11 protein-coding genes are annotated in these 13,814 nt (G+C 61.3%); 3 read left to right on the plus strand and 8 right to left on the minus strand.

What is annotated here, in order from left to right; translation table 11 throughout:
• Positions 1 to 18 precede the first annotated feature (18 nt).
• Both ggt and ACQKEN_RS12960 read right to left on the minus strand, forming a co-directional pair.
• The gene (ggt, locus tag ACQKEN_RS12955) at positions 19 to 1,686 is read right to left on the minus strand and encodes a gamma-glutamyltransferase (RefSeq protein ID WP_427685949.1); all 1,668 of its coding nucleotides are present in this window, start codon (positions 1,684 to 1,686) and stop codon (positions 19 to 21) included.
• 122 nt (positions 1,687 to 1,808) lie between these two features.
• A complete protein-coding gene (locus tag ACQKEN_RS12960; RefSeq protein ID WP_427685950.1) occupies positions 1,809 to 2,777 on the minus strand; it encodes a DMT family transporter in 969 nt (322 codons plus the stop codon).
• 113 nt (positions 2,778 to 2,890) lie between these two features.
• Here ACQKEN_RS12960 and ACQKEN_RS12965 point away from each other — a divergent pair, with 113 nt between their 5' ends.
• Positions 2,891 to 3,769: a LysR family transcriptional regulator gene (locus tag ACQKEN_RS12965; protein WP_427685952.1), complete on the plus strand. Its 879-nt coding sequence runs from the start codon at positions 2,891 to 2,893 to the stop codon at positions 3,767 to 3,769.
• Between the two features lie 160 nt (positions 3,770 to 3,929).
• Here ACQKEN_RS12965 and ACQKEN_RS12970 read toward each other — a convergent pair whose 3' ends face one another.
• The 3 genes from ACQKEN_RS12970 to ACQKEN_RS12980 all read right to left on the minus strand — a co-directional run bounded on the left by ACQKEN_RS12970 (position 3,930) and on the right by ACQKEN_RS12980 (position 6,537).
• Positions 3,930 to 4,826, minus strand: coding sequence for a LysR substrate-binding domain-containing protein (locus ACQKEN_RS12970; RefSeq protein ID WP_427685954.1), 897 nt, complete (start codon positions 4,824 to 4,826; stop codon positions 3,930 to 3,932).
• Positions 4,827 to 4,974: 148 nt separating this feature from the next.
• A complete protein-coding gene (locus ACQKEN_RS12975; protein WP_427685956.1) occupies positions 4,975 to 5,559 on the minus strand; it encodes an NAD(P)H-dependent oxidoreductase in 585 nt (194 codons plus the stop codon).
• Between the two features lie 213 nt (positions 5,560 to 5,772).
• Entirely contained in the window at positions 5,773 to 6,537 is a 765-nt protein-coding gene (locus ACQKEN_RS12980) for a sulfite exporter TauE/SafE family protein (RefSeq protein ID WP_427685958.1), read from the minus strand.
• A gap of 260 nt (positions 6,538 to 6,797) precedes the next feature.
• On the opposite strand from ACQKEN_RS12980, the gene argH reads away from it, so the two are divergent.
• Positions 6,798 to 8,225 carry an argininosuccinate lyase gene (gene argH / locus ACQKEN_RS12985; RefSeq protein ID WP_427685960.1) on the plus strand — a complete coding sequence of 476 codons (1,428 nt, stop codon included), beginning with the start codon at positions 6,798 to 6,800 and terminating at the stop codon, positions 8,223 to 8,225.
• Between the two features lie 194 nt (positions 8,226 to 8,419).
• Here argH and mmsB read toward each other — a convergent pair whose 3' ends face one another.
• The 3 genes from mmsB to ACQKEN_RS13000 all read right to left on the minus strand — a co-directional run bounded on the left by mmsB (position 8,420) and on the right by ACQKEN_RS13000 (position 12,379).
• Positions 8,420 to 9,310: a 3-hydroxyisobutyrate dehydrogenase gene (gene mmsB / locus ACQKEN_RS12990; protein ID WP_427685962.1), complete on the minus strand. Its 891-nt coding sequence runs from the start codon at positions 9,308 to 9,310 to the stop codon at positions 8,420 to 8,422.
• 157 nt (positions 9,311 to 9,467) lie between these two features.
• The gene (locus tag ACQKEN_RS12995) at positions 9,468 to 10,994 is read right to left on the minus strand and encodes a CoA-acylating methylmalonate-semialdehyde dehydrogenase (protein ID WP_427685964.1); all 1,527 of its coding nucleotides are present in this window, start codon (positions 10,992 to 10,994) and stop codon (positions 9,468 to 9,470) included.
• 56 nt (positions 10,995 to 11,050) lie between these two features.
• A complete protein-coding gene (locus ACQKEN_RS13000) occupies positions 11,051 to 12,379 on the minus strand; it encodes an MFS transporter (protein WP_427685966.1) in 1,329 nt (442 codons plus the stop codon).
• A 437-nt stretch (positions 12,380 to 12,816) separates the two neighbouring features.
• Between ACQKEN_RS13000 and ACQKEN_RS13005 the strand changes: the two genes are divergently transcribed.
• Positions 12,817 to 13,764 (plus strand): LysR family transcriptional regulator, encoded by a 948-nt coding sequence (locus tag ACQKEN_RS13005; protein WP_427685968.1) that lies wholly within the window; start codon positions 12,817 to 12,819, stop codon positions 13,762 to 13,764.
• Positions 13,765 to 13,814 lie beyond the last annotated feature (50 nt).

Consider the following 13,814-nt stretch of genomic DNA (forward strand, 5'->3'; position numbering starts at 1 on the left):
GGAACGATCAGTTACCCCCTATTTCACCACCATCCCCACACCCCGCCCACGGGGATCGGACGCGGTTTCGACTTTCGTGCCGTCGATCTTGATCGCCTGCACATTGCCCATAGACCAGCCTTGGTCCTTCAGGGTGTAACCCATCGACGTCAGCTCGTCGGCCACCGGGGTCGCCAGCGGCGCAAATTTCTCGGTGTAGATCGTGTCTTTCGGCAGCAACTGGTGATGAACCCGCTGCGCGGCAACCGCATCTTTCAGCGGCATGTGGAAGTCATAGATATTGGTCAGCACCTGAAACACCGTGGTGAAAATCCGTGAGCCGCCCGGCGTGCCCAGCACCAGTGTGACCGCACCGTCGCGGGTGACCAGGCTCGGGCTCATCGACGACAACATGCGCTTGCCGGGCTGGATGGCATTGGCATCCCCGCCCACCACGCCGAACGCGTTGGCAACGCCCGGTTTGGAACTGAAATCATCCATCTCGTCGTTCATCAAAAAGCCTGCGCCCTTCACTACAACGCCGCTGCCGTAGTCCCAGTTCAGGGTGTAGGTGTTGCTGACGGCGTTGCCCTTGGCATCGACGATGGAGAAGTGCGTGGTTTGGTGCGATTCAAGCCCGGCCTTCACGTTCTCCGTGGGCGAAATCGCAGTAGGGTTCACTTCATGGGCACGCTTGGCCAGGTACGCGTTGTCGGTCAGTTGGTTCACCGGCGCCACGGAAAAGTCCGGATCGCCCAGGTAATTGGCGCGATCGGCGAACACACGTTTTTCGATTTCTGCCAGCAGATGGATATAGCGCGCCGAATTGAGTGGCACGTCCTTGAAGTCATCGGCAAGCTGCTGCTTCATGCCGATGAGCTGCGCCAGTGCGATGCCGCCGGAACTGGGCAGCGGCGCGGTGTAGAGCGTGTTGCCGTTGAAATTCACGTGCAGCGGCTTGCGCCAGATCGCCTTGTAATCCTGCAGGTCCTCTTTAGTGATCAGGCCGTTGTCGTGCTGCATCTGCGCCACCAGCAGATCAGCCGTCTGCCCCTGGTAAAACTCATTGGCGCCCTTGTTGGCGATACGCTCCAAAGTTTTGGCCAGCTCCGGCTGACGGAAGGTCTCGCCGGTCTTCATGTCGCCGAAGTAATCCGCAAAATTGGTCTTGCCGTTGAGCTGCTTGATCGCCTCGGCACCGTACATGTACTGCTTGTCGGCGACCTTGAAGCCGTTTTTGGCATAACCAATGGCCGGCGTCAGCAGCTCGGCCCACGGCAGCTTGCCGAATTTTTCATGGGCTTCCCACAGCCCCATCACGGTGCCGGGAACGCCCGAGGCACGTGCGCCGACCAGACTCATGCCCGGAATGACCTCGCCCTTCTCATCCAGGTACATGTTGCGCGTGGCCGCTTTCGGCGCGGCTTCGCGGTAGTCGAGAAAGTACGGTCGGCCGTTCATGAACAGCGTCATGAAGCCACCGCCGCCAATGTTCCCTGCTTCGGGGTAGGTGACCGCCAGGGTGAACGCCGTGGCGACAGCGGCATCGACGGCATTGCCGCCCTTCTTGAGAATCTGTGCAGCGACCTGAGCACCGTATTGATCGGGAGACGCGACGGCGCCGCCTTCCAGCACCACGGCATACACCGGCGAACTCGCGGCGAAGATCACCGACAGGGCAAGGGTTTTGAGGGTCACTGCACGCATGGGGCTTCCTTGATGACAAATGCGACAGCTTGTTACTGATGTGCTGTCTGGAGGCTGAAGAGACTAACGGTCCGGCTGCACATTAATGATGAAACTTGCCACAAACGCAAACAGCCAGGCCCCTAAACCGGGGCACGTTCAGGCTGATCCCGGACGGGAAACACCACCGCCCTCTCCCGCCGCAGATTGAGCGCCAAGACACTCGCCAGCACCACAATCGATCCGACGATCACCCGCTGTGAGGGCAACTCACCCAGCATCACCGAGGCAATGGCGATGGCCATCGGCGGTGTCAGGTACAAACTCATGGACGCGCGGCTGACGTCCATGTGCTTCAGAACGTAGGCCCAAGCCAGATACGCCAGTGCGCTAGGGAACAGCCCCAGCACACCCACTGCCACATTGACCCTCAGCGGAGCGTTGAAGACTTCCCCAATCAGACCCGGCAAGTAAATCAGCAGGAACACCGTGCCCGCCCAGACCGTGTAACAGACCATGGTCAGGCCGTCGTACCGATGGCTGTGACGCTTCTGCAGCGAGAAATAAACGCTCCAGGAAAACGCTGCCACCAAAATCAACAACCCGCGCGTGTCCATGTGGCCAATGCCGCGATCACCGGTGACGACAATCGCGGCGCCCACCAACCCGAGCGCCACACAGCCCCAACGCCAGGCGCTGACCCGCTCCTTGAACACGAAATGCGCCAGCAGCGCGGTAAACAAAGGCGTCGATTGCACCAGCACACTGGACGCCCCGGCACTCACCCCGGCCTGGCCGAAATTCAGCGCGATGTGATGCAGGCTGACGGCGAAGAAACCCAACACCGCGAGCAACGGCAGATCCTTCTGGCGCGGCAACGCGATGCGCTGCGATGAGGCGATCAACAGCATAAACACCGATGCAATCAGGAACCGAAGCAGCGCCAGATGCCCCGGATCATAGGCCTGCAAACCGATACGAATGCCGGTCGGCGAGAAGCCCCAGCAAGCAACCACGAAGAAAGTGGCGAGGGCGACTTTCACCCCTTGCCACGGCACCGCAGCGCTCACCGTTGTATCCGAACTGCAAACGGGTTCAGCCACCACGCTCATCTCAATAACTCCTGCCGACAAGCCCGGCGCCTGCCCATGGCTGCGAGTATCGAAACAACCTATGCTCACCACAACCGAACAATAATGACGCAAACACTCACTTTTGGTGATGAATGGAACTGGCCCAGATTCGCATGTTCAAGACCGTGGTCGACACCGGCAGCATTGCCCGCGCCGCGGAGGTGTTGCACTGCGTGCCGTCGAACATCACTGCGCGGATCAAGGCGCTTGAGGCGGAGTTGGGCACCGAGTTGTTCTACCGTCAGGGCCGAGGGTTGCGCATCAGCCCGGCGGGGGAAATCTTCCTGACTTACGCCGGCAAAATGCTCAGTCTGGCCGACGAAGCCAAACGCGCGGTGCATCCCGATGCGGCGCCCTCCGGGCCGTTGCGAATCGGCGCCATCGAATCCTCGGCCACGGCGCGGCTGCCGCGACTCCTGGCGCGCTTTCACGCGCGTTATCCGCAGGTGTCACTGGAGCTGACGACGGGCACCGGCACGCAACTGCTCGACGCGACGCTCAACCAGAAGCTCGATGGCGCCATTGTTGCCATCGACGTCAAACGCCCACGGCTCAAGCGTACGTCGATGTACCGGGAGGATCTGGTGCTGATTGCCGCCGAGTCGTTGGGGCCGATTTACAGCCCGGCGGATCTGCGGGGCAAATCGATTTTCATGTGGCCCGAAGGCTGCCCTTATCGCGCGGCGCTGGAGCGCTGGCTGCAGCAAGACGGCCAGACTCAGTCCATCGTCAGCATCGCCAATTACGGCACCATCGTCGGTTGCGTCAGCGCTGGCGCCGGTGTGGCGCTGGTGCCCAAGGGCGTTTATGAGCAGTACCGGAAAGGCTCAGGCTGGGTCGGTTATGAATTCCCTGAACTGACCTCCATCGACAACCTGTTTTACTGGCACGAGAGCGCCGAGCATCACCCGGCGCGGGAGGCGTTTGTGCAGATGTTGCGGGCAGAATTCAGTGGGATTAGTGAGGCGTGATACCTGCCTGCAGGAGCGTGGCTTGTCCCGCGATCTGCTGCGCAGCAGTAGCAAAACCATTCCAGTCAAGTCCTCCAGACAGACCGCGTTTGCAGGGTTTGCTGCCGGCTCCCGGCAGATCGCGGGACAAGCCACGCTCCCACAGGGAATGTAAGCAGCCTCAAGCCGCGTACACCGCCAGCTTTTTCTGAATGAAATCCAGAAAGCACTGAATCCGCAACGCCAGTTGCGAGTTGCGGTAATAGACGGCGTGGATCGGCTGGCGATAGCCGCTGTTGGCTTGGGGCAAGATGACATTGAGACGGCCCTGGCGGATGTCTTCGTGGGTCATGAAGTGTGACAGGCAGACGATGCCCTCCCCCACCAACGCCAACTGGCGCAACGTTTCGCCGCTGGATGCCGAGACTGTCGGCTGAATGAACAACCGATCCCCGTCGGCATGACGCAACGGCCAGTGGTTGAGGGTTTCGGTCTGGGTGAAGCCGAGCAGCGAATGTCCGCTCAGCGCAGCGACGGTTTTCGGCGTACCGTGTTTTTCGAGGTATTCCGGGCTGGCAAGAATGTTCAGCGGACTGCTGCCGAGGGGCCGGGCGTGCAGCGTGGAGTCGGCCAGCACGCCAATGCGGATCGCCACATCGGTGCTCTGTTCCAGCAGATCGATGATCAGATCGTTGCTGTTCAGCTCCAGCTGGATGTCCGGGTACAGCGCGCGAAACTCGGCGACATACGGGACGATGGAATGCAGCATGAAGGGCGACGCCGCGTTGATCCGCAAACGACCGGAGGGCGTCTGCTGTCGCACCGACATGCGTTCTTCCAGCTCTTCCATCTGATCCAGAATCTGCCTGGCCCGCTCGAGGAAATACTTGCCCTCCTCGGTCAGGTCCATGCGCCGCGTGGTGCGGTTGATCAACGTCGTGCCCAGCTTGCCTTCGAGTCGCGACAGCGTGCGGCTGATCGCCGAGGGCGTCTGCCCGACCTGCTCGGCAGCAGCGGAAATCGAGCCGCTTTCGATCACCGTGACAAACACCTGCAACTCATCCGACCTGGCTTTCACTGTTGTCTCCCGCTCACAAGAGATCGGATATTAGCGCTCTTGGGAGCAAGCTATAAGCTGCAAGCTGCAAGTCACAAGCGGCCAGCATTGAGCTTTAAACTTGCCGCTTGCCGCTTGCCGCTTGAAGCTAGTAACTCGCTCCTCGCGCTCAGATCCCGAACACCGAGGCCAGATGCGCTTCATAGCGCTTCACGTCCGCCTCCACGTTCGGCATCTTCATCACGTCCACCGCCAGAAAGGTCGGCAGGCCGGTCATACCCAGGAATTGGTTAGCCTTGTGGAACGGGAAGTACACGGCATCCACGCCCTTGGCTTCGAAGAAATCCGCCGGGTCATCGAAGGCTTGCTGCGGCGCGTTCCAGGTAGCGGAAATCATGTACTGCTTGCCGTGCAGCAAGCCGCCGCTGCCGTACCGTTGGGAGGCATCGGAACGGGTGCGACCGTCGTTGGCGTACAGGCTGCCGTGACCTTCGGTGAACACTTCGTCGATGTACTTCTTCACGGTCCACGGCGCGCCCATCCACCAGCCTGGCATCTGCCAGATGATCACGTCAGCCCAGAGAAATTTCTGCACTTCTTCGGCCACGTCGTAGCCGCCATCGATGAAGGTCTGCTGCACGTCAAACCCGGCACGATCCAGCAGCGCCAGGCCGGCTTCATGCAGCGTGGTGTTGTAGCGGCCGTCGGAGTGCGCGAATTGTTTGCCGCCGTTGAGAAACAGTACTTTTTTCATATCAAGCCTCGTCCGCCGTCAATGCAGCCCGCTGTTTAGCGGTGCCGGATTGAGGGTCTTCAATTGGAATGGACGGCAGGATATCTGGCAGACGAGGCGGGAATAAGCCGCAAAGGGGCAAAATACATTTGCGCCTGAATCACGAGTCAGGCGCCTATTGATGAATTTAGGTTGATTGACCTGCAGCGTGAATGCGGGCCGGACACCGCGTAATCAGCCAGAAATCATCAAGTGCGTGCCCAGCAGCGCCATGCCGATGAAGAACATTCGCTTGAACACCAACGCGCTGATGCGTTGACGCAGCCACTGGCCGAACATCATGCCGAGCAATGCTGGAACCAGCGCCAGCAGCGAGGCGCCCATTTCGGCGCTGCCCACTGCGCCGTTCCAGAACAGACCAACGCCCAGTGCCAGGGTCGAGACTGTGAAGGACAGACCCAGCGCCTGCACCAGTTCATTGCGATCCAGCCCCAGGCCCTGAATGTAGGGCACCGCCGGAATCACGAAGACGCCGGTGGCTGCGGTGACCAGGCCGGTGATAAATCCGCACAGCGGCCCGAGCCAGCGCTCGGCAGCGGGCGGCACTTTCAGGGTCGGCAGAAACAAGCCACACAGTGCATACACAAACAGCGCGCCGCCCAGCGCCCTCGCCATGCCGTGCCCGTTGCCGAGCCCCAGCGCGTAGGAGCCGAGCAGCATGCCGATGACGATCATCAACAGCAGCGGCCACAACCGCGTACACAGTCCACGCAAATGCCCGCCGGTTGCCAGCTGCCAGAAGTTGGTCAGTGTCGAGGGGATCAGCAGCAGCGCCGCCGCCTGGGTCGGCAGCATCATCGCGCCGAGCAAGCCCATCGCCACGGTCGGCAACCCCATACCGATGACACCCTTGACCGTCCCCGCCAGCAGAAATGTCAGCATCACCAGCACCGACAAGGTCCAGCCGAGGTGTTGATAGAGCGATAGGAAACCATCCATGGGCGCATCCTGCGAAAAGGTCGACGAGAAGAGACAGCGAGCGTTGCAGGCGGCGCAACTTCAACACATTCGGGCACCTGCGGTAACAGAAAAATAGTCAGCTCGACGTCACTGAACAGCGATTTGATACCCCAGCTTTCCATTTCTGCCAACCCGACTTGCCATTTGTAACGTTTCACCGGCAGTAGGTTTTTTCTAGGATCCCCTGACGTCGTCGACGCCTGGCTCGCCAGCAATCACGTGTTTGAGGGGGAATGCATATGTCCGATGCAACTGAGCGTCTGTGGGGGGCGCGCTTCAAATCAGCGCCAGCCGAAGCGATGGCCAACCTGTCACGCTCGCCCGCCGTCTATTTCCGCATGACGCCCTATGACGTCGCGGGGTCCAAGGCCCACGCCCATGAGCTTGAGCGCGCCGGCTTGCTGGACGCCGACGAAACGCGGCGCATCATCGAGGCGCTGCAATCGATCGACGAGGATTTTGCCGCCGGCACGATTCAACCCATTCCCGCCGATGAGGACGTGCACACCTTCATCGAGCGCCTGCTCACCGAACGCCTCGGCGCACTGGGCGGAAAGCTTCGCGCCGGGCGCTCGCGCAACGATCAGACGGCCAACGACATGCGGCTGTTCCTGCGTGACCGAATTCGCGTGCTGACCCTGTCGATTCTCGACTTGCAGCAGGCGTTGGTCGGCCAGGCCGAAGCACATATCGAGACCATTGCCCCCGGTTTTACTCACCTCCAACAAGCGCAGCCAATCGTGTTCGGTCATCACCTGATGGCCCACGCCCAGGCGATTCATCGTGACATCCAGCGCCTGCAGGATTGGGATCAGCGTTTCAATCTATCGCCCCTCGGCGCCGCCGCCATGGCCGGGTCCGCCATCGCCCGCGACCCCCAACGCTCGGCGGCAGAAATGGGCTACGCCGGGCCGTGTGAGAACTCCATCGACGCGGTCGCCAGCCGCGATCACGTGGCCGAATTCCTGTTCTGCGCGAGCATGCTGGGGATCAATATTTCGCGCATGGCCGAGGAGTTCTGCATCTGGACGTCGCGGCAGTTTCGCTGGGTCGAACTGGATGATGCCTACGCCACCGGCAGCTCGATCATGCCGCAGAAGAAGAACCCGGACATCGCCGAACTGGCCCGGGGTAAATCCGGTCGTTTGATCGGCTCGCTGACGGCGATTCTGTCGGTGCTCAAGGCGCAGCCGCTGTCGTACAACCGGGATCTGAGCGAAGACAAACACGCGATTTTCGATGCGCTGGACACGCTGAATCTGGTGCTGCCCGCCTTCGCCGGCATGGTCCGGACCATGAAGGTGCGCAAGGACGAGTTGCTGCGTCAGGCCCCATTGGGATTCACCCTGGCGACGGAAATTGCTGATTGGCTGGCCGTTCGCGGCGTGCCGTTCAAGGAAGCCCACGAGATCACCGGGCAACTGGTGCAGCTGTGCGAGGCGCAGGACATCGGGCTGCCGGAGCTGACGCCAAAGATGCTTGCCGACACCGACACGCGCCTGACGCCGGAGGTGCTGGAGAGCCTGACGCTGGAAGCTGCACTGACGGCGCGCAGCGGCTGGGGCGGTACGTCACCGGTGCGAGTCGCCGAGCAGATCGAGCGGTTCAAACAGCACCTGGTGGCCCAGGAGCAGTGGGCCAAGGATTACAGCGGCCCGCGGGGTTGATTGCGCGCAGCCAGTCCCACTGACTGACCGCGTGCACATTGTAGGACTGGCTTTAGCCGGGAAGGCGTCGGATGTCACACCGCAAAATTACGGTATTGGTGCTGGCTTCTTCCCGGCTGAAGCCGGTCCCACTGACTGACCGCGTGCATGTTGTGGGACCGGCTTTAGCCGGGAAGAGGCCGGGGTGTGCGCCATCAGTTTTCCTTCTTGATGTATCCCTCAACCACCGCCGAAAAATCCTTGCCACCGTCACCGCGCAAACTCATGGCCTGATACAGCTGCTGCGCCAGCGCGCCCATGATCACGGGCTGGCGCGCGGCTTTGGCGGCCTCGGTTGCCAGGCCCAGGTCCTTGAGCATCAGCTCTGCGCCAAACCCTCCGGTGTAGCCGCGCGACGCCGGGGCGGTTTCCACGACGCCGGGCCACGGGTTGTACATTTCCGAGCTCCAGCAACGCCCGGTCGAGCTGTTGATGATGGTCGCCAGCACGCCGGTGTCGATGCCCAGGCTATTGCCCAACGCCATGGCTTCTGCCACGCCGATCATGGAAATGCCCAACAGCATGTTGTTGCAGATCTTCGCGATCTGCCCGGTGCCGACATCGCCGCAATGGACGATGTTGCGGCCCATCTGCGCCAGGATCGGCTTGAGCACCGTGAAGTGTTCAACACTCGCACCGACCATGAACGTCAGCGTCCCGGCCTGCGCCCCGCCAGTGCCGCCGGACACCGGCGCATCGCCGACGACTACACCTTGTCTGGCTGCAGCGGCCGCCACATCGCGAATGGTTTGCGGATCGATGGTGCTGCAGTCCACCGCCGGCACCCCTGCGCTGATACCAGCCAGGACGCCGTCGTCATTCAGGTAAACAGCGCGAACATGAGCGGCCGCCGGAAGCATGGTGATGATCAGGTCGGCGCCCTGTGCAGCATGTTTGGGCGACTCACTGATGCGGCTGCCCAATTCGGCCAGCTCGGACAAGACCTGTTGGTTGACGTCGAACAAATGCAGCTGATGCCCGGCACGGATCAGGTTCCGCGCCATCGGCGCCCCCATATTGCCCAGGCCGATGAATGCGATTTTCATGATTGTTCTCCTTGTTCAAAACCCAGCTCAAGCCAGTTGACGGAATACGATCCCTTTAGGAGCGCGCTTGCCCGCGATGGCGTCGTGTCTGTCAACTCACCCGTCACAGGCAGATCGCTTTCGCGGGCAAGCGCGCTCCGACAAAAGGGCGTCGCACTCAACGCAGATTGATCGTCGTATTCACCCCGTCATTCACACTGTCGTCATCGAACCAGCGGCTGGTGACGGTCTTGGTCTGAGTGTAGAACTGCACCACCTGTTTGCCGTACGGCCCCAAATCCCCCAGCTTCGAACCGCGCGAACCGGTGAAGCTGAAGAATGGCACCGGCACCGGAATCGGGATGTTGATGCCGACCTGACCCACGTCGATTTCGCTCTGAAATTTGCGCGCCGCCGCACCGCTCTGGGTAAACAGCCCGACGCCGTTGCCAAACGGGTTGGCGTTGACCAGCGCGATGGCCTGATCCAGCGTGTCGACTTCCAGCACCACGAGCACCGGCCCGAAGATTTCCTGAGTGTAGATCTGCATCTCGGTGGTCACGCCGGTGAACAGCGTTGGCCCGACGAAGTTGCCTTCCTCAAAGCCCGCCACCGTGATACCGCGCCCATCCAGTTCGAGGGTGGCGCCTTCCTGAACGCCGCTTTCAATCAAATCAAGAATTCGCTGCTTTGCGCGCTTCGAAATCACCGGCCCGACATCGGTGCCGGGCTCGCTTCCCGCGTTCACCTTGAGCTTCTGCGCCAGCGCTTTCAGATCGGGAATCCACTGCTTCGACGCGCCGACCATCACCACCGCCGACGTCGCCATGCAGCGCTGCCCCGCCGCACCGAAACCGGCGCCGACCAGTGCGTTGAGGGTCTGCTCGCGATTGGCATCGGGCAGCACGACGGCATGGTTCTTCGCGCCCATCATCGACTGCACGCGCTTGCCGTGTTTGCCCGCCAAGTCGTAAACGTGAGTGCCCACCGCCGTCGAGCCGACGAAGGACACCGCCTTGATGTCCTTGTGGGTGCAGATCCCGTCCACCACCTCTTTGCCGCCATGCACGACATTGAGCACGCCTGCCGGCACGCCCGCCTCGACCGCCAGCTCCACCAGCAGCATGGTCGACATCGGGTCCTGCTCGGACGGTTTGAGCACGAAGGTATTGCCGCAGGCGATGGCCATCGGGAACATCCACAGCGGAATCATCGCCGGGAAGTTGAAAGGCGTGATGCCTGCGCAGACGCCGATGGGCTGACGCAGCGTGTAGGTGTCGACGCCACCGGCGACGTTCTCGGCGAATTCGCCCATCTGCAAGGTGCCGATGGAGCACGCGTGCTCGACCACTTCCAGGCCGCGGAAGATATCGCCCTCGGCGTCCGCAATGGTCTTGCCCTGTTCAGCGCTGAGCACGGCGGCGATACGTTTGGAGTGTTCCCGGATCAGCGCCTGCAACTTGAGCATGATGCGCATGCGGGCGCCAATCGGCGTGTGCCGCCAAGTGGTGAACGCCTTCTGCGCGGCGGCGACGGCGGCATCAACCTCAGCGGCCGTGGCGAACGGCACATGGGCCAGCACTTCCTGAGTGGCGGGGTTGACCACGTCGAGCCATTCGGTGGTTTGCGACTCAACCCATTCACCGCCGATCAGCAGCTTCACGCGGGCCACGGTGGTGTTGTTTTTATTCAGTGACACGTTCATTGCCCATTGCTCCATTCAAGACAGCGCGCCGGTGTGGGCGCGCTGAAAAAGTCGATTCAGGCCGCGCGATGGCGAGGGGGATCACGCTTCATCAGCGCGGTACAGACCAATGCCACCAGCGCCATACCGATCAGGTAGGCAATCACATAGCGCGGACTGCCGCCGCCCATGGCCAGCAATTGCGTGGCGATCATCGGCGCAAATCCGCCGCCCAGGACGCCCGCCAACTGCACCGAAACGGAAATACCGCTGTAGCGAATTTCCGCCGGAAACTGCCGGGCGAACAACAGGGATTCCGGCGCATACAGGATCGGGAAGACCACACCGACTGCCAGCACCATCGCCCACCACACCATCTGCGGCTCGCGGGTGCCTAGCATGGCGAAGAACGGGTAAACGAAAGCGCAGAGCAGCAAAAGCCCGGCGAAATACAGACGTTTCTGACCAACCTTGTCGGACAGGTGCCCACACAGCGGCATCGTCACCAGGGACAGCGCAGCGCCAGCAGTGATCGCGCTCAGCACGTCGGCGCGGGGGATGAGCAACTGATTGGCGGCGTATGCCAACGCGAAGGTCACCGACATGTAAAACCAGGCGTTCTCGGCGGTGCGCGCGCCAATGATGGTCAGGGTTTCCTTGGGGTATTCGCGGAACACTCTGAACAGCGGCACCTTGACGGCGATGTTGTCTTTTTTGAGCTTCTCGAAATCGGGCGACTCCGGGACTTTCAGGCGAATCAGCCAGCCCACGCCCAGCAGCACGACGCTGGCCAGAAATGGAATGCGCCAGCCCCAGCTGAGCATATCGGCCTCCGGCAATTTGGCGACCATGCCCATCGCCAGCGAGGCCAGCACCAGCCCCGCGCCGACGCCGGTTTGCGGCAGGCTGCCGTAGAAACCTTTGCGGCCTTCGGGCGCATGTTCGACCGCCATCAGCACTGCCCCGCCCCATTCGCCCCCAACCGCCATGCCCTGCAGAAACCGCATCGCGACGAGCAACACCGCGGCCCAGTAGCCAATCTGTTCATAGGTGGGAATCAGGCCGATGATGATGGTCGGAATGCCCATCAGCATCAGGGTGAACAGCAGCATGGACTTGCGCCCGATCTTGTCGCCGAAATGGCCGAACACGATGCCGCCCAGTGGCCGGCCGAGAAAGCCCACGGCGTAGGTGGCGAACGCCGCCAGCACACCGATGATCGGGTCCAGTGCAGGAAAGAAAATCTTGTTGAAGATCAGAGCGGCGGCCGTGCCGTAGAGGAAAAAGTCATACCACTCGATGGTCGTGCCAGCCATGCTCGCCGCACCGGCAAGCCGGTAGGATCGGGCGTTTTTCACGGGGCTGGCATCGAGTGCGCCAGCGTCCGCCGTAATAGCGTTCTTCATAAACTCCTCCGCTTATTTATTGTTGTGCAGGGTGTTATGGCGTGTGGGGTGGGGCGGTTTTCTGGAGCGTCACTTCATCTCGGTCGGGTCACGGAATCTGGATGGATCACAGCCCCTGTAGGAGCCGGCTTGCTGGCGAATGCGTCGGGTCAGCGGCGCCGGTGCTCATGACACAACCCGGTTCGCCAGCAAGCCGGCTCCTACGGGTTTCGCGTACATCGCAGATTTTGCAGTTGGCGCAGATCTACTGTAGGAGCGCGCTTGCCCGCGAACCCGGTTAATCATCCACCGCAGCAGCGCCGGGTAGAATGCTTTCGCCAGCAAGCCGGCTCCTACGGGCTGTGTCGTTACTGGGGCTGCACCGGTTGGATCCGACCGCGCTTCGGAGTATAGATGTGCAAACTTCTAATAAGAACGCACATAAAAGCAGGTTCAACATGCAAAAAAACATCACGTCCCTGAGTGCGCTGAATTGGGATGACCTGAAGTTTTTTCTCGAAGTGGCGCGCACGCGCAAGGCCAGTTCTGCAGCAAAACGCCTCGCGGTGGACTACACAACGGTGTCGCGCCGGATCAGCTCGCTGGAGACGTCACTGGGCACGTTGCTGTTCGAAAAATCGCGCAACAACGGCTTCATCCTAACCGCAGAGGGCCAGCGATTGCTGGGCGCGGCCGAGTCCATTGAGAGCACGCTGCACATCGCCTGCGAGCAGGTTTCCGGCTCCGGCGTCGCGCTGTCGGGGCACGTGCGCATGGGCTGCACCGAAGGCTTCGGCAGCTTCTTCATCACCCCGCAACTCAGTCACTTCACCGACACGTATCCCGCTATCTCGGTAGACATCCTGCCGCTGCCGCATTTCATCAGCCTGTCCAAGCGCGAGGCGGACATTGTTATCGCGCTGGAGCGTCCGGAGCATGGGCCCTACGTGTGCTGCAAGCTTTGTGATTACAGCCTGAGGCTCTATGCCACTCAGGAGTATCTCGACCACCACACGCCGATCCTCAAGACCGAAGACCTCGCTGACCATCCGTTCATCAGCTACGTCGACGACCTGGCCTTCAGCTCGGAATTGCTCTACCTCAGCAACCTTCTCCCCGGCGCCCACGCCACCCTGCGCAGCACCAGCGTCATCGCCCAATACGTCGCCGCGCTGCAGGGACGAGCGCTGGCGATCCTGCCGTGCTTTCTGGCGGCACAGGATGCTCGGTTGCTGCCGGTGCTGGAGAGCGAGGTGAATATCACGAGGCAGTTCTGGATGTACTGCCGGGAGGATTTGAGGAAGCTGAAGCGGATTACGTTGTTGTGGGATTACATCCGTGATGCGACCGAGCGCAATCAGGCGTTTTTGTTGGGCAAGACGGATCGGATGACCTTTGTGGATTAGACCTGCCGAGCTTGTGTAGGAGCGTGGCTTGTCCCGCGATCGACGCAGTC

The organism is Pseudomonas sp. NPDC078416, assembly GCF_050268485.1.
In the GTDB taxonomy this organism is placed as follows: Bacteria; Pseudomonadota; Gammaproteobacteria; order Pseudomonadales; family Pseudomonadaceae; genus Aquipseudomonas.

What these genes read in the sequence shown, in the direction of transcription:
- ggt (WP_427685949.1), bottom strand. Translation starts at nt 1,686, where the DNA reads ATGCGTGCAGTGACCCTCAAAACCCTTGCCCTGTCGGTGATCTTCGCC.
- ACQKEN_RS12960 (WP_427685950.1), bottom strand. Translation starts at nt 2,777, where the DNA reads ATGAGCGTGGTGGCTGAACCCGTTTGCAGTTCGGATACAACGGTGAGC.
- ACQKEN_RS12965 (WP_427685952.1), top strand. Translation starts at nt 2,891, where the DNA reads ATGGAACTGGCCCAGATTCGCATGTTCAAGACCGTGGTCGACACCGGC.
- ACQKEN_RS12975 (WP_427685956.1), bottom strand. Translation starts at nt 5,559, where the DNA reads ATGAAAAAAGTACTGTTTCTCAACGGCGGCAAACAATTCGCGCACTCC.
- ACQKEN_RS12980 (WP_427685958.1), bottom strand. Translation starts at nt 6,537, where the DNA reads ATGGATGGTTTCCTATCGCTCTATCAACACCTCGGCTGGACCTTGTCG.
- argH (WP_427685960.1), top strand. Translation starts at nt 6,798, where the DNA reads ATGTCCGATGCAACTGAGCGTCTGTGGGGGGCGCGCTTCAAATCAGCG.
- mmsB (WP_427685962.1), bottom strand. Translation starts at nt 9,310, where the DNA reads ATGAAAATCGCATTCATCGGCCTGGGCAATATGGGGGCGCCGATGGCG.
- ACQKEN_RS12995 (WP_427685964.1), bottom strand. Translation starts at nt 10,994, where the DNA reads ATGAACGTGTCACTGAATAAAAACAACACCACCGTGGCCCGCGTGAAG.
- ACQKEN_RS13000 (WP_427685966.1), bottom strand. Translation starts at nt 12,379, where the DNA reads ATGAAGAACGCTATTACGGCGGACGCTGGCGCACTCGATGCCAGCCCC.
- ACQKEN_RS13005 (WP_427685968.1), top strand. Translation starts at nt 12,817, where the DNA reads ATGCAAAAAAACATCACGTCCCTGAGTGCGCTGAATTGGGATGACCTG.